The 23,532-nt window shown below is 65.7% G+C and carries 22 protein-coding genes; 8 read left to right on the forward strand and 14 right to left on the reverse strand.

The window, feature by feature from the left end; translation table 11 throughout:
• Positions 1-8: 8 nt before the first annotated feature.
• The 10 genes from F7R26_RS34300 to F7R26_RS34345 form a co-directional block, all read right to left on the reverse strand.
• Positions 9-935 (reverse strand): type II secretion system F family protein, encoded by a 927-nt coding sequence (locus F7R26_RS34300; RefSeq protein ID WP_150991527.1) that lies wholly within the window; start codon positions 933-935, stop codon positions 9-11.
• Positions 928-2,244 (reverse strand): CpaF family protein, encoded by a 1,317-nt coding sequence (locus F7R26_RS34305; protein ID WP_150991529.1) that lies wholly within the window; start codon positions 2,242-2,244, stop codon positions 928-930. Before F7R26_RS34305 ends, F7R26_RS34300 begins: the two co-directional genes overlap by 8 nt.
• Before the next feature lies 1 nt (position 2,245).
• On the reverse strand, positions 2,246-3,463 hold the full coding sequence (locus F7R26_RS34310) for an AAA family ATPase (RefSeq protein ID WP_150991630.1): 1,218 nt from the start codon (positions 3,461-3,463) through the stop codon (positions 2,246-2,248).
• A 38-nt stretch (positions 3,464-3,501) separates the two neighbouring features.
• Positions 3,502-4,863 (reverse strand): type II and III secretion system protein family protein, encoded by a 1,362-nt coding sequence (locus F7R26_RS34315; RefSeq protein ID WP_241754644.1) that lies wholly within the window; start codon positions 4,861-4,863, stop codon positions 3,502-3,504.
• A gap of 97 nt (positions 4,864-4,960) precedes the next feature.
• Entirely contained in the window at positions 4,961-5,926 is a 966-nt protein-coding gene (gene cpaB, locus F7R26_RS34320) for a Flp pilus assembly protein CpaB (protein ID WP_150991532.1), read from the reverse strand.
• Positions 5,927-6,022: 96 nt separating this feature from the next.
• Positions 6,023-6,487 (reverse strand): TadE/TadG family type IV pilus assembly protein, encoded by a 465-nt coding sequence (locus tag F7R26_RS34325; RefSeq protein ID WP_150991535.1) that lies wholly within the window; start codon positions 6,485-6,487, stop codon positions 6,023-6,025.
• Between the two features lie 79 nt (positions 6,488-6,566).
• Entirely contained in the window at positions 6,567-7,067 is a 501-nt protein-coding gene (locus F7R26_RS34330; protein ID WP_241754645.1) for an A24 family peptidase, read from the reverse strand.
• A 7-nt stretch (positions 7,068-7,074) separates the two neighbouring features.
• Entirely contained in the window at positions 7,075-7,257 is a 183-nt protein-coding gene (locus F7R26_RS34335; RefSeq protein ID WP_150991541.1) for a Flp family type IVb pilin, read from the reverse strand.
• A gap of 366 nt (positions 7,258-7,623) precedes the next feature.
• Positions 7,624-8,799 (reverse strand): collagen-like triple helix repeat-containing protein, encoded by a 1,176-nt coding sequence (locus F7R26_RS34340; RefSeq protein ID WP_150991544.1) that lies wholly within the window; start codon positions 8,797-8,799, stop codon positions 7,624-7,626.
• A gap of 514 nt (positions 8,800-9,313) precedes the next feature.
• Positions 9,314-9,496, reverse strand: a complete 183-nt coding sequence (locus F7R26_RS34345; RefSeq protein ID WP_150991546.1) for a hypothetical protein — start codon at positions 9,494-9,496, stop codon at positions 9,314-9,316.
• On the opposite strand from F7R26_RS34345, the gene F7R26_RS34350 reads away from it, so the two are divergent.
• From F7R26_RS34350 to F7R26_RS34370, 5 genes are all read left to right on the forward strand, one after another.
• On the forward strand, positions 9,495-11,069 hold the full coding sequence (locus F7R26_RS34350) for a collagen-like triple helix repeat-containing protein (RefSeq protein ID WP_150991549.1): 1,575 nt from the start codon (positions 9,495-9,497) through the stop codon (positions 11,067-11,069). The two genes, F7R26_RS34345 and F7R26_RS34350, sit on opposite strands and share 2 nt — an antisense overlap.
• A 197-nt stretch (positions 11,070-11,266) precedes the next feature.
• Positions 11,267-12,934, forward strand: coding sequence for a ShlB/FhaC/HecB family hemolysin secretion/activation protein (locus F7R26_RS34355; RefSeq protein ID WP_150991552.1), 1,668 nt, complete (start codon positions 11,267-11,269; stop codon positions 12,932-12,934).
• 56 nt (positions 12,935-12,990) lie between these two features.
• Positions 12,991-13,170, forward strand: a complete 180-nt coding sequence (locus F7R26_RS34360) for a TonB-dependent receptor (protein WP_150991555.1) — start codon at positions 12,991-12,993, stop codon at positions 13,168-13,170.
• Positions 13,171-13,427: 257 nt separating this feature from the next.
• Positions 13,428-15,641, forward strand: a complete 2,214-nt coding sequence (locus F7R26_RS34365; protein ID WP_193692212.1) for a TonB-dependent receptor — start codon at positions 13,428-13,430, stop codon at positions 15,639-15,641.
• Positions 15,642-15,757: 116 nt separating this feature from the next.
• Positions 15,758-16,573 carry a tetratricopeptide repeat protein gene (locus F7R26_RS34370; protein ID WP_241754646.1) on the forward strand — a complete coding sequence of 272 codons (816 nt, stop codon included), beginning with the start codon at positions 15,758-15,760 and terminating at the stop codon, positions 16,571-16,573.
• On the opposite strand, the gene F7R26_RS34375 is transcribed toward F7R26_RS34370, so the two are convergent.
• Positions 16,542-16,748: a dodecin gene (locus F7R26_RS34375; protein ID WP_150991561.1), complete on the reverse strand. Its 207-nt coding sequence runs from the start codon at positions 16,746-16,748 to the stop codon at positions 16,542-16,544. The two genes, F7R26_RS34370 and F7R26_RS34375, sit on opposite strands and share 32 nt — an antisense overlap.
• Positions 16,749-16,912: 164 nt before the next feature.
• Positions 16,913-17,875 (reverse strand): LysR family transcriptional regulator, encoded by a 963-nt coding sequence (locus F7R26_RS34380; protein WP_150991564.1) that lies wholly within the window; start codon positions 17,873-17,875, stop codon positions 16,913-16,915.
• A gap of 416 nt (positions 17,876-18,291) precedes the next feature.
• On the opposite strand from F7R26_RS34380, the gene F7R26_RS34385 reads away from it, so the two are divergent.
• From F7R26_RS34385 to F7R26_RS34395, 3 genes are all read left to right on the forward strand, one after another.
• Entirely contained in the window at positions 18,292-19,698 is a 1,407-nt protein-coding gene (locus F7R26_RS34385) for an amidase (protein WP_241754647.1), read from the forward strand.
• Between the two features lie 112 nt (positions 19,699-19,810).
• Positions 19,811-20,815, forward strand: a complete 1,005-nt coding sequence (locus tag F7R26_RS34390; RefSeq protein WP_241754648.1) for a Bug family tripartite tricarboxylate transporter substrate binding protein — start codon at positions 19,811-19,813, stop codon at positions 20,813-20,815.
• 299 nt (positions 20,816-21,114) lie between these two features.
• On the forward strand, positions 21,115-21,366 hold the full coding sequence (locus F7R26_RS34395) for a hypothetical protein (RefSeq protein WP_006163098.1): 252 nt from the start codon (positions 21,115-21,117) through the stop codon (positions 21,364-21,366).
• Between the two features lie 33 nt (positions 21,367-21,399).
• On the opposite strand, the gene F7R26_RS34400 is transcribed toward F7R26_RS34395, so the two are convergent.
• The gene (locus F7R26_RS34400) at positions 21,400-22,143 is read right to left on the reverse strand and encodes an SDR family oxidoreductase (protein ID WP_150991573.1); all 744 of its coding nucleotides are present in this window, start codon (positions 22,141-22,143) and stop codon (positions 21,400-21,402) included.
• Between the two features lie 195 nt (positions 22,144-22,338).
• On the reverse strand, positions 22,339-23,250 hold the full coding sequence (locus F7R26_RS34405; RefSeq protein ID WP_150991576.1) for a LysR family transcriptional regulator: 912 nt from the start codon (positions 23,248-23,250) through the stop codon (positions 22,339-22,341).
• Positions 23,251-23,532 lie beyond the last annotated feature (282 nt).

Genomic DNA, 23,532 nt, shown 5'->3' on the forward strand with positions numbered 1-23,532 from the left:
CCTTGTTCCTATACCGACTTGGCCAGGCGATAGAGCATGGCCGCCCCCATCACTTCCAGAGTCACGGCAACCAGCAATAGCGTCTTGCCGGCCGGGTCGCGCCACATCATCATGATGTAGGCAGCATTCATCACGAACATCATCCCGGCCACCACCATCGGCAGCAAGCCAAGCACCCAGGCCGACAATCGCGTCTCGGACGACAGCGCATGCAGCTCCTGTTGCGCTTGCTGGCGGTCTCGCATGAAGGCGGCGGTACGCTCCATGACAATATCCGCACGCCCGCCATAGCGCACCGCGAGACGTAGCACGGAAGACAGCAGCATCAGTTCGTCAACCTGGTAGATCCGCGCGACCTGCAAGACCGCCTGATCCAGTTCCTTGCCTGCGCGCTGCAAGTGGATGGCCTGTACCAGACACTGGCGCAATGGCGCCTCGGTATTCCCAATGGCAGCCTGAAAGGCCGAAGGCACGCTGCTGCCGATGCTCATCATCCGGACTACCGCATCGAGGAACGACGGCAACTGCTGGCGAAGTCTCTGCCCGGTACGACGGGCTCGGTTCCAGAGCATGAAATAGAGGATGGCCACCCCGGTCGACAGCGCGGCCAATGCAGCCAGCCAGCCGCCCATGGCAACGCCCACGATCCCTAAGCCGATGATGGAACCACCCCACAGCGCATAAGTACGCCGTGTCGGTGCCAGGTCCGCACGGCGCAGGAAATCCGCCCACTTGCGCCGCAGGTCATGCTGCTTCCTGCCGGCTTGCGGCTCCGGCGTAGCCGCATAGCGTGCCTTGACCTGCTCGGTCTGCGCTTGCAGGAACGCACGCGCGCTCTCTTCGTGCGCGCGCGCCTTGGCGCTGGACAGCAGCAGCAGGCCCAGTCCCAGCAAAACGAGAGCGGCCGCCGCAACGACCAGCGCCGCGCTAGACATCGAAGCGGTCGTCCAGGCCAAAGTTGGTCGGGCGCATGCGCGCCAGCTTGGGCGAATGCGGCAAGATGCCAAGCGAGAGCCAGCGGTCTACCTCATTGCCGTCGGGGCCGACGAACGGCTCGTGGCGGAACAGCTCCTGGGTCGAGATGATGTTGTCGCCCAGGCCAGTGACTTCCGTGATCGAGAGGATGCGGCGCTTGCCGTTGGAGAGCCGGCCGATCTGCACGATAAAGTCGATGGCATTGGCAATCTGACGGCGCAGGCTGGCCTCGCTGCCCTGGAAGCCGGCAAAGCCGGCCAGCATCTCCAGGCGGTACAGGCATTCGCGCGGGCTGCTCGAGTGGATGGTGCCCATGGAGCCATCGTGCCCCGTGCTCATGGCCTGCAGCATTTCCAGCACCTCGCCACCGCGCACCTCGCCCACGATGATGCGGTCGGGCCGCATCCGCAGGCTGTTGCGCAGCAGGTCGCGGATCGACACCACGCCCGTGCCTTCGAAGCCGCCAGGGCGGCTCTCCAGCCGCACCACGTGCGGATGGTTGAGCGCCAGTTCCGCCGTGTCCTCGATGGTGATCACGCGCTCGCCGTCGGGCACATAGGTGGCCAGCGCATTGAGCAGCGACGTCTTGCCCGAGCTGGTGCCGCCGCTGACAAGGATATTGCAGCGGGCCTTGACGGCAGCTTCGAGCAGTTCGTTGACCTCGGGGCTCATGGTGCCCAGGCCTTGCAGGTCCGCGGGCGTCAGCGGGTCCTTGCGGAACTTGCGGATCGACACCACCGGGCCGGCCAGCGCCAGCGGGGGAATCACCACGTTGATGCGCCCGCCATCCGGCAGGCGTGCGTCGACCATGGGGTTGGATTCATCCAGCCGCCGCCCGATCGGGGCCAGGATGCGCCGCACGATGCGCAGCAGATGCCCGCTATCGGCAAAGCGCACGGGAATACGCTCCAGCACGCCATGCCGGGAGACGTAGACGTCCAGGTGCCCGTTGACCAGGATGTCTTCCACCGCCGGGTCGTTGAGCAGGTCCTCGATCGGGCCGAAGCCCGCCAGCTCCTTGGTCAGCGCCTCGGCGATCTGATGCAGCTCGGCCTCGTTGATGGGGATGCGGCGCAGCCGCGTGAAGCTCTCCAGCTCCAGGTCGACAAAGCGGTTGATCGCGGTGCGCGACCAGCGGCCGAACTCCGCGCCCAGCTCCTCGATGCGGGTGAGCAGATGCTCATGGGCCGCTTCCTTGATGTTCTGGAATTCCTGCGAAGCAGGAAAAGGCGCGGCGGAGTTATCGGAGAATTCGATGGCTTGCGACATGTCAGTTCCCAGCCCGCTCAGCGCGTATCACGCGCATGGCGCGTAGCGCTTCGGGCAGTTTTTCTTTTACCCGGCCCAGCAAGCCAGCTTCGCTTGCAGTGCCGGCACGGTATCCCAGCCGATCCACCAACTGGCCAATGGCACGGACATAGGGATCGGCGGGGCTGTCATCGGCCAGCACCACGCCACGGTTGAGCGCCAGCACCAGCGGCTCGCGCCGGTCGGGCAAGGTGCCCACCGATGGCGCCTCCAGGCGCTGCGCGATCTGCTGGGCATCCACGCCCAGGCGCGCCTCGAAACGCGAAACCAGCAAGTGCAGGTCCTCGCGCTCCACCTCGCGCTTCTTCAACTCCTGGAGCAACTCCGCGGCCGAGACGATGGCGCCGACGCTCTGGTCCACCACCAACACCACCATGTCGGCGGCCTTGACCAGATGCGCCATGAAGTCGACATTGCTAAAGCCGCCCAGGTCCACCACCTGCAGGTCAAAAAAGGCGCGCAGGCGATTCAGCAGCCCAAGCGCCTCCATGAACGAGATATCCCGCATCTCCGCCAGGGTGGCCGGCAGCGGCAACACGGCCACGCCATTGCCGTGGCGCGCCAGCGCGGTCTGCACGAAGACCTGGTCGAAGCGCCGCAGGTTGCGTACGCCTTCGACAAAGTGAAAACCCGGGCTGATGTTCATGTACAACGAGCCGTCGCGCGACGGCAGCCCCAGGTCCATCAACAGCACTTCGCCATGGCTGCGCTTGCGCACCGCCGCCGCGAGGTTGGTAGCCAGCGTTGTGGCACCCACGCCCACGCGCGCGCCAAGCACCGCCACGACCTTGCCCCGGCGCGCCGGCTCGGCGTGGCCGCGCACCGCAAGCAGCCTGCGCACGATCTCGATCGCGCCAGCCGGCGGCGCGGTCATGTCGATGAAATCTTTGGCGCCAGCCCGCAGCGCCGCCAGCATGATGTCCGGCTCGCCCGCGTTGCCCACCGCCACCAGCGCCAGCCCCGGGTACAGCTTCGTCACGTGCTCAGCCAGCCGGCTTGATGCCAGCGCCTGCTCCCGCGAAAAATGCAGGAAAACCATGCCGGGGTTGACGGTGGCGATCTGCTCCACGAAGGCATCCTGCGGGCCAGCCTCGACAACCAGCCGGCCCAGGTTGCCAAGCGCGTTGGCCAGCCATTGGCGCGGCTCCGGCTGTGCGGTATTGAACAGGAAGAAGTCCATCTGACCCTGCCTTGCGCCGTCATCCTGCTTGCCCAATGTCATTTGGAAAACCCTGGCAGCGTCGGATCGACATATTCGCCAAGCACGAACCGGCCCCACACATCGGGGTTGCCACTGGTGCGCCCATCCTCGCTGACCGCGGCCACGGCCGCCGCGCCCTTGGCGAGCGGGCGCACCAGGCGCGGCGTGACCACGATCATCAGCTCGCGGTCTTCCTGGTTGAAGTTCAGGTTGCGAAAGAAGGTGCCGATGATCGGCAGGTCGCCGAGCAAAGGCACCTTGTTGACGTTGCTGACCGTGGTACGGCTGACCAGCCCGCCAATCACAAAGCTCTCGCCATCGCCGAGTTCCACCGTGGTGTCAGCGCGGCGGGTCACGATGGCAGGCACCATGGCACCGTTGATCGATATGCCGCGCGACGGATCGAGATCGCTGGCTTCAGGCGCCACCTTCAAGGCAATGCGATCCTTGGCTAGCACGGTGGGCGTCACGGTCAGGCCAATGCCGAAGGGCTTGAACTGGATGGTGGTCGTGCCGAGTGCCTGCGGCACCGGGATCGGGATCTCCCCGCCGGCAAGAAAGCTCGCGCTCTGCCCGGACAGCGCCACCAGGCTCGGCTCGGCCAGCACCCGCGCCATGCCATTGCTCTCCAGCAGGCTCAGGTTGGCAAAGATCCCGTGCGACAGTGACGCCGCGACAAGATTGAAGGCACTGCTCATCGGCGAGCTGATGTCGGCACTGAACGAACCCGGCGCGGAGTCGGTTCGCGGTGTGAAGGTAAACTTGTTCAGCGACGACGGGGAGAACGTGCCGAAGGCGAAGCCGCCGTTGTTCCGGTAGAAATTGAACCCCACCTCCTTGAGCACGGTCTTGCTGACCTCGACCACCTTCACGTCGACCTGCACCGTGCTGCTGACCGGGATCGTGGAGCGATCGATCACCACACCGCCCTTGCCTTCGGCCGTAGCGGTGGCCGAGCGCGCCACCAGCTGCGCGCGCAGCGATGCCTGCGCATCACGCGCCTCGCCGCTGATCAATGCGCCCCCGCCCGATACCGCCACGGCGGGATCGCCGGACTCGCCTCGCGTCGCATCCACCTGCACGCGGTAGGTTTGCGCGGCTTCGCCACTTGGCCAAACCATCAGCTCGGTAGCGCCCGGCTTCTTGGCCACCACCAGCACGCCGTTGGCACCCGAGCCGCTCTTTAGCAGCAACGCATCCGCCACGGCAGGATTGCCGATCGCCACGCGTTCGAGTGGCTTGTTCAGACGTAGCTCACGCTGGCTACCCACCACCAGCTTCAGATCACGCACGCCGCCGTCGGCCTGCTGCGCCCACGCCGCAGGGACGGTGCAGCAGACGGCCAGGATGGTGGCGGCCCCGGCAAGAATGGATTTCATCAATCGACTATCCAGAAGTAACACTGAAAACACCAATCCAAATGCAATCCGGCGGGCGTGCACGAGGCATGCTTCAACCACGACGGCGTTGCTGGTTTCATTCGATCTCGCGCTTGCCGCCGCGGATCATCTCAACACTGTTTTGCGCGACGCTGCTCGCGCCATGGGCGCGCTGCGCGATGGCTGAGGGTGCCGGGACCGGCGATGGCGCTGCCTTGGCGGGAAGCGCGTCACCCCGTGCCCCGCCTGCGATCCCTGATAGTGCAACGCCTGCCATTGCGCGATCGGATGGCGCCAGCACTGCGGCTGGCGCCCCCCCTTTTGCCTGCGCCTTTGCCTGCATGACCGGGGCAGGATCCTCAAACAAGCCTTCGGTGGGAACATCCGGATCATCGGGATTGCGCAGGGCCAGCAACAGGCGCCCGGTTTGCTGTGCGATAGCCAGCTTGCCGACGTTGGCCACCGGTACCGCCAGCACGGCGGTCTTCGCGCCTTCGCGGCGCGCCATCATTTGCTCGGGCGCCGGCTTGACGGCTTCATTGACCGTCCCGGCGCCATAGGCCAGCACGCGCAGGCGCGCGAGCAGCATGCGCGCCTGGCTGCCTGCGATCTCCTGGCCATCGCGGCGGAACACCGCGAACACATCGACAAAGTCGCCCGGCTGCACCTGGTTGCCAACGCCAATCACCTCATCAACCGCAACCGCCACCGCGCGCTCGCCCTCTTTGACCTGTGTGGCAAGGCCCGCCAGCAGTTGGCTTTCCAGTACCGGCACATTCGCGCCGATGCCAACCAGCGGCACCTGGCCAGCCACGCGGGCCACCTCGGTGTAGGCACCCGCCGGATTGATGGGCAATTGCTCTACCTTGAGCGCATCGACGGGGACTGGCTTGCCGGCTTCAATCGGCTTCACCGTGACCACCACCGGATAAGACTGCGTGCTTCCCGCCACGGGCTCTGCTGGTTTCGCCGGCGTACGTGCCACGCGCCACGCGAGCAACGCCAGCAACGCGGCAAGGACGAGCAGCGCGATGGCAAGCACGCGGATCTGTTTGCTGGTCATGCTAAATCTCTGGTTTGGATACTCTGGTTCGAATAGCTGAAATCTGGCTTAGGCACATGTCGACAAACGGCGCCCGCTCGTGGCGTGGGCAGATTCTCATGTGTCAGGCGCCAGCTGCACCGTTGCGCTGCCAGTCAGCGTTGTGGGAATGGGTACCCCAGGAATGACCGGCAAGATCGCGCTTGAGGGAAGGTTCAGCGTCACCCTGACGCAGACCGAGCCGCTCGGGTTGGCGCAGGAAACAGTTTGCGCAATATTAGCGGTGGAAATGACGCTGCTGATGGAGGCAGGCAGCACAGCCAGAGCTGTCGTCGAAGCCGCACTCACCCGCAGGGCCTGCGTGGCAGCCGCGTTATTGGCTGATGCCCCGCTGGGATAACGCAGGGCTGCACGCGCGCCTTCTTCCGCGGCAAGCGTCAGCGTCTGCTGCAAGGCCAGCACGATGCCGAAATAGACAATGCCGATCACGACGGCCAGAAACACCGGCAGCACGATGGCAAATTCAAGCGCAGCCGTTCCGGACGAGCGCGTCCGCACGGCGTGGTTTCCCCGCAATGGCATACTTCACCCGGTTATCTTTTACTTTTTGCGCCGACCGGTGGCGCGGGCGACAGGCGGTTGGCTAACAGCCCGTCGCCCGCTACCTTCCCAAAATCATCCAGACCAGCAAGCCGATCGCAAGGTACGCGGCGTACGGAATACCGCGCTCCTCCGCTGTATGGCGAGCCGCACTGGGGACGCTCATGCCGACTCCTCGGTGCAGCAAGCTTGCGAAATGGTCTCGCCATACAGCCCAGACCGTGCCGGCTTGCATGCGCACCAGCAATGCATGCGCAAGCGCCAGCAGGCTGCCGACGACCCATACCGTCACCAACCCCATTGGGCCGGTGAACAAACCCGCTATCGCGAAGAACTTGACGTCACCCGCACCCATGCGCCCCAGCGCATAGACCGGCAACATGACCAGCAAGCCAATCGCAAACCCAAATACGCGCGAAGCCAGTCCCGGCTCAGGAATATGCCCGAACAGCAGCATCAGGCAGACAGCCACCAGGGTGGCTGCCAGCACGGCATTGGGTACTTTCCGATAAGCTAGGTCGGTCCAGATGGTTACCGCGCAGAAGAGTGCGGCAATTGCCACCACTCTGTCAGGCGGCAGGAAGGAGCGCGAGGATCCTTGCTCCGAGGTTGGAAAAGCTCGTCGAAAGGTTGTTACCAAGTGCGGTGGCACCAACAATCATGCCCATCGCAATCAAGCCTGCAATTAACCCGTACTCGATTGCAGTTGCTCCTTGTTCGTCCCGAAGAAAGCGTGCCAAAGCGTTTTTCATGATGTCACTCCGTTTTTGATTTATTTCATCACACAGCGTCCGCTTACCCCTCCGACACCGCCTCGCTCTTGTGGCCAGGCTAGTACCGAGCAGTAACGCTGGTGAAGAATTTATAGATCAAAGCCATGTATCAACCATACCCCCCCTTGGAGTTATAGTTGTCTCAGCATAGTGGCTGACGTCCGTTTGAAAACAGTGTCTTTTTAAAGAGCAAACGTTCTAATCGCGTCAAGTACCACACCCGTTCGGGTGAGCCATGTGGCGCGGTGTGATGTAAAAGGATGCGCAGCCGCGGGGTAAGGACGACTGCGCACCGTAAAGACTTATTCGACTTATTCGACGTACTCGACGTATTCAGATCAACAATCAACGAGCCAGGCCGCCGAGCAGATTGGTCAGCGCCGGCGTGTTCGGCGTGCTCGATGTCGTCGAAGCCGCGCCCGCTGCGGCGTTGCGCGCGCCGCTCAGCACACCCGTCACCGGTGCCAGCAAACCGGCCAGGGGCCCCAGTGCGCCGGCAGTGCCCGTGCCCGCGGAAGCGCCGCCCGTCACGCCGGCAAGCAAGCCGGTCACGGGTGCCAGCACGCCTGCAGTGCCTGCGCCCGTGCCCGAGCTGGAACCGCCCGCAATGCCGCCCAGGGGCAGGTTGTTGAGCAGCCCGCCAAGCGGATTGCCGCCGGTGCCGTTGCCGTGCACCAGCACGCCGGTCCCCGCGACGGTCTTGCCGGCTTCGGTCACGACACCGCCGAGGCTGGAGACCAACGGGGCCTGGGCATTGGTCAGCAAGCTGCCGCCGCTGGCCACGGAGTTGCCAAGGGTTGCCAGCAGCTTGTCCAGCGGCGCGCCAAGGCCGGTGGCGCCGCCAACCGTTTGGGCAACGGTGGTGACCTGCGTGGTCAGCGGCACGATCACCTTGCTCACGCTGCCCGTGACCTGCGCCACGGGGCCGGTCGAGAGCGCCTCGCCGAGCTTGCCGCCGGCCATCGTCACCGCGCCGCCAACCTGATTGACCAGGCCACCCACGGGCGTGGTCACCGCGCCTAGCGGCGCCAGTTGCCCGGTGCCGAGGCTGCTCACGAGATCGCCCGCGCTCGATACCGTGACGCCGGCTTTCTGCACCACGTTGCCCGTGCTGGACACGGTGATGCCAAGCGGATCGGTAACTGCGCCCATCTTGCCAAGGCCGTCGCGCACACCCACGCCTAGCGCACCGACCGTGTTACCCGCGTTTACGACTACGCCGCCGAGCGCGTTGCGCGTGGCGTCCGGCAGGAGCGGCACTTGCGCAGCCTGGATCTGCTTGCCGATATCGCTCACCGCATTGCCCGCTGCCACCACCGTATTGCCCACGCCTTCCGTGACCTTGGCGGTAGGCGTGGTGTCGGGCGTCGCAGCCGGCGTGTTCGGAGGGGGCGTGGTCGGCGTGACTGCGCTGGGGCTGGCGCCGCTGCCGGAGCCGCCTGAGGAGCAACCTGCCAGCAGCAACAGTGCGGCCGCGCAGGCGAGGGTCACGGATGACATCGGGGCGAAATGCGCTTTCATGGGATCTCCTGGTCTTCCTCGCGGAAGGTTCTCCTTTGGAACTGCAATCGAATTGGCTCTTGGACGATGCATGCGAAGCCTTGAGCGCGGATCGCAATACGACTAGGGCGTTTGCTCCGCGCCGCGCTGTGCGCCGCGCTTGTCGGGAGTCAATACCGCAAGCTGCGTGCCACCCGCATGGCACGCTGTCGGCACGGCAGTCCATCCACCCTGGCACCGCGGCGCAAACCGTTGTTTGACGCGGGATGGCGAGCATGAGCTAGTCACGCGTCACGTTGCACAACAAGGCCGCCCCGTGCCGCGCGGCGTGTTACGTGCTACGTAACGTGTTCCCCCCTAGATGTTCCCGACGCGCAGCCGCGCACGCACTGTCTGCCCAAACGTTGCCGACACGCTTGGCATGCGGCCGCGGCACAGGGAACAGGGCCGCGTTGTTCCGTATGGGCGCCACGGCGTTACGTAACGCGTAACACCGAAACACCGCACAGCGCGCGCATGTCTGGTCCTTTCCCGGCTATGTCTCATCCTCTTCAAACCCAAGCGTGGCAAGGCTTGGCGCGTTTTTATCCGGCGTCCGCCCGCGCGCCGGCGGCATGCGGGCACGCACTGGCACACCCTTTGCGCAATGCAGTGACAACACGGCATGCGCCACGCGCTCCGTGATTTCACGACGGGAAGAAAAAAAGGAAAAGGTCATGCGGACTCAACAGATTCTCATCACGGCATTGCTCGGCTCGCTGTTGGCACTCGGCGGTTGCGCCAGCGGTGGCGGCACAACGTCCATGGATACCGGCAGTGGTGCGGGCACCAGCAATGGCGGCGGTACCAGCGCAGGCACCACCGGCGGCACCGGTACCGGTGGGGGCACCAACGCCGGCACGGGTGGTGGCAGCAACGGCGGCAACAACGGTGGCAACAATGGCGGGAACAACGGTGGCAATAACGGTGGCAATAACGGCGGTAACAATGGCGGCAATAACGGTGGCAACACGGCCGCGCTGACGCCGACCAGCAAGATCGTCAATCAGGCGGGTGGCATCGTGACCTCGGCCGGCAACGTGGTGAGCGATCTCGGCACGCAGATCAAGAACACCAACCTGCCGATTCTCTCGACCCAATCCAAGGATGGCCTGGGCGGCGTGGTCGGCTCACTCGGCGCCGCGGTCAGCACGCTTGGCAACGGCGTGCAAAACGGCCTGGGCAACATCCCTAACGCCACCAACCCGCTGGGCACCACGGTGGCTAGCACCGGCGGCGCGGTCAGCCAGGTGGGCAATGCCGTGACCAATGCCGGCGCGCTCGTCAGTGGCCTGGGCAGCGGTCCGCTGTCGCCCCTGGCAGCCGTCACCACGCCGGTGGGCTCACTGGTTTCGCAACTCGGCACCGCGGTCAATGGCGCGGGCGCCCAGCTCGGCACGGCCCTCTCGACCGGCCCCGTGGAGCAACTCACCGGCGGCGTCAGCAAGCTCATCGTGCCGCTCACCTCGCAACTCACCAGCACCACGCAGACGCTCGGCGCTGCCACCGGCCTGGGTGCTCCGGTCAACAACCTGCTGGCGACGCTTGGCGGCGGCCTGGCCACGGCGGGCAACACGATCAAGCAGACCAACACGCCGGTGGTATCGGGCGTGGGCGGCATCGTCGCCGGTGCGGGCAGCACGGTGGCCGCGCTTGGCGGCGTGGTCTACAACCCGAGCGGCACGGGTACCGGCAACCCGCTGGCGCCGGTCACGGGCCTGCTGGGCGGCCTCACGGGTGGACTGACTGGTGGTAGCGCAAGCGGCCCGCTGGCGCCCGTCACCAGTCTGGTCAGCGGCCTGACCGGTGGGCTCACCGGCGGCCTGGGTGGTGGTAGCGCAAGCAGCCCGCTCGCACCTGTCACCAATCTGGTCAGCGGCCTGACGGGCGGACTCACCGGCGGCCTGGGCGGTGGTAGCGCAAGCAGCCCGCTCGCACCTGTCACCAATCTGGTCAGCGGCCTGACCGGTGGGCTCACCGGCGGCCTGGGTGGCGGTAGCGCAAGCAGCCCGCTCGCGCCTGTCACCAACCTGGTCAGCGGCGTGGTGAGCACGGTTGCCGGCGCAGCCGGCGGTGCCTCGGGTGGCGGCGCAGGCAATGTGCTGGCACCGGTTACCGGCATCGTCGCGGGCGTCACCGGCGGCAATGGCGGCAATGGCGCGAGCAGCGGCAGCGGCTCGGGCAACAACGCCCTGGCGCCGGTTACCGGCCTCGTGAGTGGCTTGCTGGGCGGCCTCGGCGGCAAACGCTAAGTGTCAAGCAGGCAATACATGCTTCGCGCTTCATGCGCCTGCATGTAAGAATTAAAAAAGGGGCGCGTTCGACGCGCCCCTTTTAAAAGAGAACGCGATCGGCCACGCAGCAGCGCCAAGGGTAGCGGCACCCCTGGCGTCATTGGCACAGCGCGTTAAAGCCGCATGCTGATTTTTACGGATCCAGGGGTATTACCATGACGCACACACACCTGCGTGTTGCCACGCTGCTGCTCGGCATCGGCGCCTGCAACAGTGTCCTTGCGGAGCCACGCAGCCCGATCCTGGGCGATCCCACGCAAACCTTGCCTAGCATCGCGCCCGCGCGCCCGCCCGAGAGCAATGTCACCGTGCAGGTCGAACGCCCGGACTCCGCGCTGCAAAACCTGCTCACCAGCAAGCTCACGCCGCAGCGATTCCAGATCGAAGGCGTGAAGGCGATCCCATTCGCGGAGATCGCAGCCAAGTTCGCACCGCTGGCCGGCAAGGAAATCACGGTGGGCCAGCTGCTGGCGGTGGCGAATGAAGTCACCCAGATGTACCAGCAACGCGGCTTTCCGCTGTCCTTCGCCTTTGTCCCGACGCAGAGCTTCGAAAATGGCAATGTGCTGGTCACGGTGGTGGAGGGCCATGTTTCCACCATCACGATCCGCGGCGAAGCGGGCCCGGCCGAAGGCCGCCTGCGCGCCATTGCAGAGCAATTGATGCAGGACCAGCCGCTGCGCCGCGAGACCTTCGAGCATTACGTCAACGTGCTGGCGCTGCAGCCCGGCGTGCAGGTGGCCGCAACCGTGCAGCCGCCACAGACCACGGACGGCGCCTGCGAGATGGTGCTCGAGGTCAAGCGCAAGCCTTTTACGTTTGGCATGGGCCTGGATTACAAGGATCCGAGCGTGCGCGGCATCTTCACCGCCACCACCAACAGCCTGACGCCGCTGGGCGAACAGATATCGGTCTCCGCACTGGCGCCCCGGGGCCCGGACCACGAGGAGTACTACGTCGCCAGCTACGGCCAGCCGATCGGCACCGAGGGCATGATGGCCCGCCTGAGCGCCTCGCATTACCGTGGCGTGCCGCAGAACGGCACGCTGGCGCAGATCGGCTTCGATACGCGCTACGTGAACGATACCAAGCGCCTCGGCGGCACGCTCAGCTATCCGGTGATCCTCAACAACGCGCACTCGCTCACGGCTACCGGCGGCCTCTATGCCAACGACCAGTTCGAGCGCTATACGCAGTCGGGCACGGGCAGCCAGATCGCGCTGACCACCCATGTGCGCGTGCTGAGCGCGGAACTCGCCTACGTGCAGCGGCAGGAAGGCCAGACCCGCAGCGCCACGCTAGGCGTCTACAAAGGCATGAACGCGCTTGGCGCGAGCCGTGAGAACAACGTCAACGACCTGGACTTCGTGCGCAGCCGGCTGGTGGTGTCGCAGGCCACCGACTTGCCCTGGGGCTTCGGCGTGGCGGTATCCGCGGCGGGCCAGTACAGCGGGCAGCGCCTGGCGTCGAGCGAGCAGATCAGCTTTGGCGGCCGCTTCTTCGGGCTCGGCTATCCGGCTGGCGAGGTGGCGGGCGACAAGGGCTGGGGCGCGTCGGCTGAGATCAACCGCCTCTTTACGCCTGGCCTGACCTACCTGAAGACCGTGCAGCCTTACGTGCTGACAGACATGGCGCGCGTGTACTCGAACAGTTTGTCGCTGGTGCACCGCACGCTGCAGTCGGTGGCCATCGGCCTGCGCTTCTCGGACCGGCGCTACTACACGCTGGATGTCTCGGTGGCGCAGCCGGTTGGCGACAAGCCGACCAATGCCGCGCGCCGGTCACCGCGCCTGAACGCAACTTACTCCTACCAGTTTGAATAGGTGACGGCGCACCGTGCCCGGCATTGCATTTGGCGCGGGCGAAGGCGGCAACCCGGTTGGCGGCCGGCCCTTTCTTCGACGCCATGGCGGCCTACCAGTTGAACAAGAACGTGACGCAGCAGCTCAACGTGATGAACCTCGCCGACAAGGTCTATTACAACCAGGCCTACCCGGCGCACTACGCATCGATTGCGCCCGGGCGCGCCGCCGTTTTCAACGTCAACCTGCGCTACTGAGCCGAAGTTGGCCACCGCCGTGGCACGCGGGAGCCGCGCGTGCCACGGCATGTATTCCCATGCCCCGAATCCCGAGATGTAACGTTTTCGCTACAGACGCTATGGATGTATGTCTTGACTGACATATGGAACACAAATGATAATTCCTCTCATTCGCAACATCATTCAAGAAATCGGGGAAATTCGTGCAGACCGCTTTTGTCGTCCGGAAGAACAAGAAACATAACGTCATCCCGCGCCTTTCCGGTGCCCTTGGCATGGCGGTAGCAGCCGCACCGGTGGCTGCCCAATCGGCCGGCACCACCGTTGCCGCCGCGGAATTGCCCGCGGTAACCGTCAGTGGCGCCAACGAAAGCGGCTTCAAGGCCGACACCGCATCGTCGATCAAGACGCCCGCCGCCCTGCTCGATACACCCAAGTCGATCACCATCATTCCGCAGGAAGTGATCCAGAGCACCGGCTCGACCAGCCTTAGCGATGTGCTGCGTACGGTACCCGGCATCTCCTTCGGCGCCGGCGAAGGCGGCAACCCGGTTGGCGACCGGCCCTTTATCCGTGGCTACGATGCGCAGGCCAGCACCTTCCTGGATGGCTTCCGCGACATCGGCTCGCAAAGCCGCGAGCTGTTCAACGTCGAATCCGTCGAGGTTACCAAGGGCCCGGCCGGCGCCTACGACGGCCGCGGCTCGGCCGGCGGCAGCATCAATATCGTCAGCAAGGCGCCCAAGCTGACCAGCTTCGCCGAAGGCAACATCGGCGTCGGCAATGCGGACTACAAGCGCGCCACGGTCGACGGCAACTGGAAGTTCGCCGACCACGCGGCCTTCCGCCTGAATGCCATGTATCACGATGCCGGCGTCGCCGGGCGCGATACCACGCACCAGAATCGCTGGGGCTTTGCTCCCTCCGTGGCCTTCGGCCTGGGTACCGACACGCGCCTGACGCTGTCCTACTACCACATGCAGTCGGACGATATCCCCGACACCGGCATCCCGTACAACAACCCCACCTTCAATCCCCGCACCGACGGCCGCCCGCGCCTGAGCGTTGCCGGCGACGGCTCGCCGGTGAACGTGCCGCGCAACACCTACTACGGCTTGTCCGATCGCGACTTCCGCAAGGACAAGGCCGACATGGGTACCATCCGCTTCGAGCACGATTTCAGCCCCGCGCTCAAGTTCCGCAACCAGACCCGTATTGCCAAGACCAGCCAGGACTACATCTGGACCCAGCCGGACGACAGCCAGGGCAATCTGTACTACGGCATGATCTGGCGCCGCACCAATACGCGTGTGGCCACCGCCAATACCATTGCCAACCAGACCGACCTGTCGGGCGAGTTCGCCACCGGCGCGATCAAGCACAAGTACGCCTTCGGCGTGGAGTTCGCGCAGGAAAAGAGCGAGAACGACAGCTACAACGTCGCGACCGGCAGCAACCGCTGCCCGAGCGGCCCGGGCGCTGCCGGCGGCTACAACTGCACCACGCTCTACAACCCGAACCCCAACGACCCATGGGCGGGCGCCATCAGCCGCGTGAACAACCCGACCAACTCGAAGACCAACACCAGCTCGGTCTACGCCTTCGACTCGATCGAGCTGAACAAGCAGTGGCTGCTCAATGCCGGCGTGCGCTTTGACCGCTACAGCACCGAGTTCCAGGCCGCCCGCGCCGCCAATGGCACCCGCGCCGAGTACTCGCGTGACGACAACCTGTTCAACTACCAGTTGGGCGTGGTGTACAAGCCGGTGGACAACGCCAGCTTCTACGTCTCCTACGGCACCTCGTCGACCCCGGCCGGCTCCTTCCTGGCGCAGGGCAGCGACGGTAACGCATTGGCGCCGGACCGTGCCGGCAACCGTGGCGACCAGCTCGCCCCCGAGAAGAACCGCTCCTTCGAAATCGGCACCAAGTGGGACGTGCTGCGCAAGCGCCTGGCACTGACGGCGGCGATCTTCCGCGTGGAAACCACCAATGCGCGCATCACGCAGCAGGACGGCACCGCGGTGATGGGCGGCGACAAGCGGGTGGATGGCGTGGAACTCGGCTTCTCCGGCAACGTGACCGACAAATGGGCCGTGTTCGGCGGCTATACCCACCTGAAGAGCGAGCTGCGCAAGAACGGCGGTACCGGCGTTGCTTTCGGCGCGACCGATGGCCAGTCCTTCCCCAACACGCCGGCGGACAGCTTCAGCGTGTGGAGCACGTATCAGATCATCCCCAACCTCACGGTAGGCGGCGGTGCGTACTACGTCTCCAAGGTGTGGGGCAGCGAAGCCACCAACAAGTGGGTGCCCTCGTACTGGCGCTTTGATGCGATGGCCTCGTATCGCATCAACAAGAACGTGGCGGTGCAGCTCAATGTGTTCAACCTGGCCGACAAGGTCTATTACAACCAGGCCTACGCCAGCCACTACGCATCGATCGCTCCCGGACGCTCCGGTGTCCTGAGCCTCAACGTGCGCTATTAAGCGGCGGCAAGCGCTCGGCAAACCCTGCGCAGCCGGGCGGTCTTGCTGACCGCCCAGCCCGCACACGGCACACCCCCTTCACGGCACGGTGTGCCGTTTTCACTTTATCGCCCCGTATGGAAACACCGGAAACACTGGACGCACTGGCCACACTCCCATTCCGCATCGCCTCTCCCGGAGAGCTTGACCAGCTTGGCCCCAACGGCCTGGCCGACAAGCTGCGCGAGCCGCCACACCTGGCGCTGCCCTGGCTGGGCGGCGCCGCCGTGCAAGGCAACCTCGATGCGCAGATGATTCTCGGCCAGTGGTTTCTCGCAGGCCACGGCGTCGAGCGCGACGAAGCCCGCGCCTTCGCATGGTTCAAGCACGCCGCGCACGCCGGTCATGCCGGGGCCTCGAACATGACTGGCCGCTGCTACGAAAACGCCTGGGGCACGCCGCAGGACGATCACGCGGCAGCGCAGTGGTACACGCTCGCGGCGCAGCGCGGCTCCGACTGGGGCATGTACAACCTGGCAACCGCGCTGGTGCTTGGCCGCGGCATTGCCGCCAGCCGCTCGCAAGCGCTCGACTGGTATCTGCTGGCCGCCGACATGGGGCACGCCAAGTCGCTCAATATCGTGGGCGGCTTCTACGAGGACGGCTGGGAAGTAGAACGCAACGCGGCCGTGGCAATGGACTACTACCGCCGCGCCGCCGAAGGCGGCGATTTTCGCGGCCAGTTCAACTACGCCCGCGCGCTGGCGCTATGCGGCCAGGAACAGGAGGCCATCCGCTGGGTACGGCAAGTGCCGCGCTCCGCCAATGCGCCGTTCATCGACAAGATGCTCGCCTTCCTGCGCGACGCGCCCGACGTGGCGCTGAACCAGTTGTATCGCCACGCGGACGATGCCGCGCAGCTCAGCTCACGCGAAACCCAATCTTCAGCGTGACCTGGAAGTGCGCGACCTTGCCGTCCGCGATGTGCCCGCGTGTCTCAACCACTTCGAACCAGTCGATATGCTTGATGGTCTCGCTCGCCTTCTCGATGGCGCTACGGATCGCCGCGTCGCAGCCGTCCGGCGACGAGCCTACGATCTCGACCAGTTTGTAGGTGTGGTTTGACATGTCCGCCCTCCTTGGCGCGATGGCCGCTGGCTATGATCCGCACCCGCCAGCTTGGTGCTACGGATACATCTCTCCATCATAGGCAGCGGGCACGGCAAATCCAAAGTACGGTTACTCGCCGACAAGATTGCTGACGGGTTAAGCACTGAAACCGTGCCGGCGTTTCATGCCTGAGGCTGGCCCGCGCGCCGGCGTGCCGGCTGGTCCGGCACGGCGCGGCGCCGCCCGGCGATGTCCTCGGCTAGCCATTCGACGAACGCGCGCACCGCCGGCGGCAGGTGGCGCCCCGCCATGGTCTGTACCTGCAGCGCGCGCTGCTGCATGGCGCGGCTGGCAATCGGCACCAGCACGCGCCGCTCCGCGCGCAGGTTGTTGCGCACCGCCAGGGAACCCGTCAGGTACACCGCGTCCGTGTATGCCTGGTAGCCCACCAACGCGCTCAGCGAATTGCTGCTAAGCAATATGCGCGGGCGTAGCCCTTCCACGCCGCAGGCCAGGTCGAACAGTTGCCGGATAGTGTTGGTCTCGCTGGGCAGCGCCAGCGGATACGCCACCACCTCCTTCAGGCTGGCGCGCTTGAGCGCGGCCAGCGGATGCTTGCGCGCTACATAGGCATAGACCGGCGCGGCTTCCGAATAGGCGACTTCGATGCCTTCCTGGGCCGCAATGGCGAAGGTCAGCGCCAGGTCCACCGTGCCCTCGCGGACCATACGCGTGGCGACCGCGGGCGCGCAGACTTCAAGCGAAAAGCTCACGCCGGGAAAACGGCGCTGGAACAGCGCCATCGCGTAAGGCATGTAGTCCCGCGCAAAGCCGTCAGTGCAGGCCAGCCTGACTTTGCTGTGCGCCACGCTAAGCAAGCCCTGGAGATCGGCCTGCAGGGTCTGCGCGTCGAGGAAGGCGCGGCGTCCGTACTGCTGCACCACCAGTCCGGCTTCGGTCAGGCGCATGCCGCGCGGCTCGCGCTCAAAGAGCGCCGTACCGAGTTCCGCTTCGAGCCGGGCCACCTGCCGGCTGATAGCCGATACCGCGACATGCAACGAGACAGAGGCCGCGCTGAGCGATCCGCGCTCTGCCACTTCAAGGAAATAGGCCAGCGGTACCGCGTGGATCGATGTGAGCTTCATGGTTGTGCTTCTGGCAAGCGTGTCTTTGCATGAGAGGGACAGGCAGCGCGCTGCCATTGCGCACCGGCCTTTGCGCAATGATAAGCCTGGCCTACGCTTGCCTTGCTGATTTTAGAAAGCAGCTTTCTGACCGGCCGGAGCACCAATGGTGCCGAAATGCCATGCGGCGCTGCCTGAGCGGCAGCTTCTCGCGCAAACGGCACCGCCGCGGTGCGGCTAGTGCGCTGGGCCACGCCACTGGCGGGCGTGGACTGACAGGCTGAACCCGGAAATGCTGTTGGCATTGCGACACGCATTTTGCCGGACCCGGCCCGGCTGCCGTTATCGTTACGCCATGCCCCGGCCGCGCAGGCAAGCGAGCGAGCGGCAGCGGGATGCCAACAGAATGCAAAGCGAAGCAAGGAGACCGTAACCTCATGGAAGACATCTGCTACCTGGGCGCCGTGGAAATGGCCCGCGCCATCCGCACCCGCGAACTCGGCGTGCGCGAAGTGGTTGACGCGCATATCGCGCGCATCCAGCGCGTCAACCCGGCCATCAACGCCATCGTCACCACCACCTTCGACGAGGCACGGGCAGCGGCCGATGCGGCCGACACGGCGCTGGCGCGCGGCGCCGTGCCCGGGCCGCTGTTTGGCCTGCCGGTGGCGCACAAGGATTCCTTCCTGAGCGCAGGCGTGCGCACGACCTTTGGCTCCGCCGTGTACCGGGATTTCGTGCCGGCGCAGGACAGTGCGGTGGTGGCGCGCCAGCGGGCGGCGGGTGCCATCATGCTGGGCAAGACCAACCTGCCGGAGTTCGGCGCGGGCTCGCACACCTTCAACGCGGTGTTCGGCGCTACGCGCAACCCTTACCGCCAGGATGTCTCGGCGGGTGGCAGCAGTGGTGGCAGCGCGGCGGCGCTGGCCGCGGGCATGGTTGCGCTGGCCGATGGCTCGGACATGGGCGGTTCGCTGCGCAACCCGGCCAGCTTCTGCAACGTGGTGGGCTTGCGAGCGTCGATCGGCCGCGTGCCGATGACGCCGGCCAACCATGCCTTCAACACGCTCACGGTGGGCGGGCCGATGGGCCGCTCAGTGGCGGATGTGGCGCTGATGTTCAGCGTGCTGGCCGGCGACGATCCGGCCGACCCGCTGGCAATCGCTGCCGACGCCAGCGATTTCGCCACCCTGCCCCGGATCGATGGCAAGGGCCTGCGCGTAGCGGTCAGCCCGACGCTCGGCGGGCTGCCGTTCGAGCCGGCGGTGAGCCGCATGCTGCAGGAGGGGATTCGCCAGTGCCAGGCGCTGGGCTGCACGGTGGACGAGGCGGAGCCGGATTTCAGCGGAGCCGACCACGCATTCGAGGTGCTGCGCGCGCTGGCATTCGCCACCAACTACGGCGCGGCGCGCGCCGAGCATGGCGAACAGATGAAGGAAACCGTGCGCTGGAACATCGACCTGGGCCTGGCCCAGGACGGCGCCGCGATGGCGGAAGCCGCCCGGGCCCACAGCCGCATGTTTGCGCGCATGCAGGCCCTGCTGACACGTTACGATTTCCTGATCGCGCCGGTGTCGCAGGTAACGCCGTTCGCCGTTGAAACCGAATATCCGCAGCACATCGAAGGCGTGCCGATGCCTAGCTATATCGGCTGGATGCGCTCGTGCTACCGCATCACCATCACCGGCCATCCTGCCATCTCGGTGCCCTGCGGCTTTACCGACGATGGCTTGCCGGTGGGCTTGCAGATCGTCGGCAAGTATCGCGGCGAGCGCGCGCTGCTGGCCTTCGCGCAACTGTTCGAGCAGGCCAACGCCGCCGGGCGCATCCGCCCGGCGTTGTAAGCCGCCACGGCGGCGCCGGCCAGGGTCCGCGCACCGGGCCACATTAACCATTTCGACAACATCGACCACATTGATCGCAACCCAAGGGGAAACACAGATGCTTGCAACGCACATGACAAGATGGACGCTGGACAAGACCAGCGGCATGGTCCGATGCATCATTGGCGGTGCCGCCGCCTGCGCGGCACTGGCGGCTGCCGGGCCTGCGCTGGCCCAGACGTACCCGGACAAGCCGGTCAAGCTGGTAGTACCGTTTCCCCCGGGCGGCTCCACCGATGTGCTGGCCCGCCTGGTGGCGCGCAAGCTGGGCGAAGTGCTGCGGCAATCCGTGGTGGTGGAGAACAAGGCCGGTGCGGGCACGATCGTCGGCGCCGACTATGTGGCGAAAGCCACGCCTGACGGCTATACCCTGCTGCTCAGTGCCGCCACCACGTTCACCGTGAATCCGGTCACGTACTCGCGCCTGCCCTACGACTCGCTCAAGAGCTTCGAGCCGCTCGGCATGGTCGGCTCTACCGCGCTGGTGCTGCTGGCCAACCCGGCGGTCAAGGCGGACACGCTCAAGCAACTGGTGGCCGAGGCCAAGGCCACGCCGGGCGGCATGTCCTACGGCTCCTATGGCGCGGGCACCACCGCGCACTTCGCGGGCGAGATGATCAACGCGGCGACAGGCATGGGCTTGCTGCACGTACCGTACAAAGGCAGCGCGCCCGCCATGGCCGACCTGATCGGCAACCAGATCCCGCTGTCGGTCGATACCGTAGTGGCAGCCGCGCCGCAAATCAAGGGCGGCAAGGTCAAGGCCATCGCCGTCACCAGCGCCACGCGCTCGATGCTGTTGCCCCAGGTGCCCACGGCGATCGAAAGCGGCTATCCGGGCGTGTCGCTCAGCACCTGGTTTGCCATCGTCGCGCCCAAGGGCATTCCCGCGCCGGTGCGCCAGACGCTGGACGCCGCCATTGCCAGCATGATGAAGGATCCCGCGCTGCAGCAGAGCATGACCGCCAACGGCTTCGAGCCTGAGTACGGCAGCGCCAGCGAATACCGCGCGCGCGTCACCAGCGAGATCGCACGCCTGCGCAAGATCGCGCAAGCGGCAAACATCCACGCCGATTGATCGCTATCCGGCGGCATCGGGCGCGCATGGCGCCATGCTAGGCTACCCGCTAGCTAAAGAACGCCCGGAAAAACGCCACGCGAACTGGCAAGGATCATGCCATCGCACCGGCGTGCTCAGTGTCCGCGCCTTGCCGTTGTTTGCGCTGTCCTGGGTGCGTGTTGGCGGCGACTTGGTGGCCTGCTGGCGGACTGCTGCCTTGACGCGTAAAACGATCGTATGCGCCGAGAAAGTGTTTGTCCTTTCCGGTGCATAAGTTCTACCTTACGAGTGTGCGCCCTGCCTTTCCGGAGACCGCAATGGCAATCCGTTCCACCGCCTCACACAGCACCGCGCAGTTGCGACGGCTAGTCGGCCAGTTGCAGGCCGAGGTCGATTCGCTTGATCACCTGGCGATCTTCGACGCCGAGACCCAGACCGCGCTGGGCCAGGCGCGCGACCGCCTCACCCAAGGCATCGAGGCAATCGAAGATGCCATCCAGAGCCTGCGCACCCTGCAGCAGGTGCGCCCCTCGGCCATGCGTAGCCGAAAGACGCCACGCGCGGCCTGATCCACAGGGACGCAGCCTTGTTGCCCGCAATGCTCAGAATTCCTGCACGGTCGGGCGCAGCACAATCTCGTTGATGTCCACGTCGGCCGGCTGCTCGATGGCGTAGGCGATGGCGCGCGCCACCGAATCGGCCGGGATGGCTTGCTGATAGAACTCGCCCACCACCTTGGCGCTCTCCGCGTGGGAGCTGCCCAGCTTAAGTTCCGAATCGACCGCCCCCGGAGAAATCACCGTGGTGCGGATCGCGCCGCCGGTTTCATGCCGCAAGCCTTCGGAAATGGCGCGCACCGCGAACTTGGTGCCGCTGTACACCGTGCCGCCCGGGCTGAACACCTTGACGCCCGCGACCGAGGCAATATTGATGAAGTGCCCCGTGCCCTGCTTCTGGAACACCGGCAACGCGGCGGCGATGCCATACAGCACGCCCTTGATGTTGATGTCGATCATGCGCTCCCATTCCTCGACCTTGGCCTCGCTCAGGGGGGCGATGGCCATGAGGCCCGCGTTGTTGATCATGACGTCGATGCGGCCAAAGCTGGCCAAGGCCTTTTGCACCAGGGCCTCGACATCGGCGCGCCGGCTTACGTCGGCTACCACCACTTCCACCTTGCCGCCCTTGGCGCGGATCTCGGCCGCCAGGGTTGCCAGGCGGTCGCCGCGACGCGCGGCCAGCACCAGCGAGGCGCCCGCCGCGCCCAGGTGACGCGCGGTGGCTTCGCCCAGCCCGCTGCTGGCGCCGGTGATGACGATAACCTTGCTTGCGATGTTCGTGCTCATTGTTCACTCCGGAAAACCGCAGGCGCGCTGCCTGCGGATGGGAGTGATTATCTGGGCGGCGACGATCCAGCAAAATGGAAACGTTTTGATTTCAGTATTCCATTTTTTGGAATTTATCGGCGAACAACTAACGGCTAACCCCGCCCGGCGGCAGGCATCCCACCGTCCACTCGTTCAAGCCGGCGGGAAGCGCGCTCAGCGCGCCGGCACGGCATCCTTGTCGCCGAAGTAAGCCACCAGCGCGTCGAACACCAGCCGGATGCGCATCGGCACCGGGCTACGGCGCGAGCGGTAGATGTACAAACCCCACGGGGCGGGCGCGAAGCGCTCCAGCACGCTGACGAGGCGGCCCGAGCGCAGATGGGGCTGCGCGAGATAGTCAGGCAACTGACCGTAGGCGAGCCCGGAAAGAATCGCCTCCATTTCGGTCTCCGGGTCGTCGGTGAGAAACGCTGGCGCGCGCGGATTGAACTGCTCGCCCTGGGCGAAATACCACGGCCAGGCACGACCGCTGCTGCGGTCGATCAGGCCTGTGGTGGGCAGCGCGGCAAGTTGGGCCAGGTCGGCCGGCTTGCCCACGCGCGCCACCAGTTCCGGCGTGCCCACGACATGGAAGCCCACCCGCGTCGTCATGCGTGCCACCAGCCGCTGGTCGCGGAACATGCCGAGGCGCAGGCCGATATCGATCTCGTCGTCGACCACGTCGGCGACCTGGTCCGAGAGCCGGATGTCGAGCGTGATGCCCGGATGCGCCAGCGCTACCTCCCGCAGCGCCACCAGCAGATGCTGCCGCCCAAGCGTGCTCGGCGCGGTAATGCGCACGACGCCCTTGAGCTCCGTGTCCGAGCGGCTGGCCGGATGTGCGAACAGGCTGTCGACATCCACCAGCGCCGCGCGAGCGCGCTCGGCCAGGCGCTCGCCGGCGGCGGTGATGCGGATCTGGCGGGTGTTGCGGTGGAACAGCGGCTCGCCCACGGCTTCCTCAAGGTCCTTGACCGCGCGGGTGACGGTTTGCGGCGACGTGCCCAGCCGCGTCGCGGCTGCCTTGAACGAAGCCGATTCCGCTGCCGCGCAGAAGATCCTCAGCATTTCCAGCCGGTTGAGCATGGTGGTGTGCGCCGTGAAAAACGCAGGTGCGTGGGTGATGATGCAAAAGCGCGATTATAGGAGCCGCCGCGGCATTGAATGAGAACCGCCTCATTGCCGCCCTGGTCCATGTGGGTTGCACCTCGCTCGTTCCGCATCGCGCTTCTGTCTGGCAGAATGCCCGGCTCCCGCGCGCAGCCTCCGCCATCCTGCGCGACGGGGCAATGTCCTCTGACGGTTCTCGCTGGCTTTTTCGGGCTCTTTCGGGCCTTTGCCGGCTTTTGCCGTCTCATCAATCTGCAA

Source organism: Cupriavidus basilensis (genome assembly GCF_008801925.2).
GTDB lineage: Bacteria > Pseudomonadota > Gammaproteobacteria > Burkholderiales > Burkholderiaceae > Cupriavidus > Cupriavidus basilensis.

Bases quoted from the DNA above. Each gene is read 5' to 3' on its own strand.
- F7R26_RS34300 (WP_150991527.1), bottom strand. From the start codon at position 935: ATGTCTAGCGCGGCGCTGGTCGTTGCGGCGGCCGCTCTCGTTTTGCTG.
- F7R26_RS34305 (WP_150991529.1), bottom strand. From the start codon at position 2,244: ATGTCGCAAGCCATCGAATTCTCCGATAACTCCGCCGCGCCTTTTCCT.
- F7R26_RS34310 (WP_150991630.1), bottom strand. From the start codon at position 3,463: ATGGACTTCTTCCTGTTCAATACCGCACAGCCGGAGCCGCGCCAATGG.
- F7R26_RS34315 (WP_241754644.1), bottom strand. From the start codon at position 4,863: ATGAAATCCATTCTTGCCGGGGCCGCCACCATCCTGGCCGTCTGCTGC.
- cpaB (WP_150991532.1), bottom strand. From the start codon at position 5,926: ATGACCAGCAAACAGATCCGCGTGCTTGCCATCGCGCTGCTCGTCCTT.
- F7R26_RS34325 (WP_150991535.1), bottom strand. From the start codon at position 6,487: ATGCCATTGCGGGGAAACCACGCCGTGCGGACGCGCTCGTCCGGAACG.
- F7R26_RS34335 (WP_150991541.1), bottom strand. From the start codon at position 7,257: ATGAAAAACGCTTTGGCACGCTTTCTTCGGGACGAACAAGGAGCAACT.
- F7R26_RS34340 (WP_150991544.1), bottom strand. From the start codon at position 8,799: ATGAAAGCGCATTTCGCCCCGATGTCATCCGTGACCCTCGCCTGCGCG.
- F7R26_RS34350 (WP_150991549.1), top strand. From the start codon at position 9,495: ATGCGGACTCAACAGATTCTCATCACGGCATTGCTCGGCTCGCTGTTG.
- F7R26_RS34345 (WP_150991546.1), bottom strand. From the start codon at position 9,496: ATGACCTTTTCCTTTTTTTCTTCCCGTCGTGAAATCACGGAGCGCGTG.
- F7R26_RS34355 (WP_150991552.1), top strand. From the start codon at position 11,267: ATGACGCACACACACCTGCGTGTTGCCACGCTGCTGCTCGGCATCGGC.
- F7R26_RS34365 (WP_193692212.1), top strand. From the start codon at position 13,428: ATGGCGGTAGCAGCCGCACCGGTGGCTGCCCAATCGGCCGGCACCACC.
- F7R26_RS34370 (WP_241754646.1), top strand. From the start codon at position 15,758: ATGGAAACACCGGAAACACTGGACGCACTGGCCACACTCCCATTCCGC.
- F7R26_RS34375 (WP_150991561.1), bottom strand. From the start codon at position 16,748: ATGTCAAACCACACCTACAAACTGGTCGAGATCGTAGGCTCGTCGCCG.
- F7R26_RS34380 (WP_150991564.1), bottom strand. From the start codon at position 17,875: ATGAAGCTCACATCGATCCACGCGGTACCGCTGGCCTATTTCCTTGAA.
- F7R26_RS34385 (WP_241754647.1), top strand. From the start codon at position 18,292: ATGGAAGACATCTGCTACCTGGGCGCCGTGGAAATGGCCCGCGCCATC.
- F7R26_RS34390 (WP_241754648.1), top strand. From the start codon at position 19,811: ATGACAAGATGGACGCTGGACAAGACCAGCGGCATGGTCCGATGCATC.
- F7R26_RS34395 (WP_006163098.1), top strand. From the start codon at position 21,115: ATGGCAATCCGTTCCACCGCCTCACACAGCACCGCGCAGTTGCGACGG.
- F7R26_RS34400 (WP_150991573.1), bottom strand. From the start codon at position 22,143: ATGAGCACGAACATCGCAAGCAAGGTTATCGTCATCACCGGCGCCAGC.
- F7R26_RS34405 (WP_150991576.1), bottom strand. From the start codon at position 23,250: ATGCTCAACCGGCTGGAAATGCTGAGGATCTTCTGCGCGGCAGCGGAA.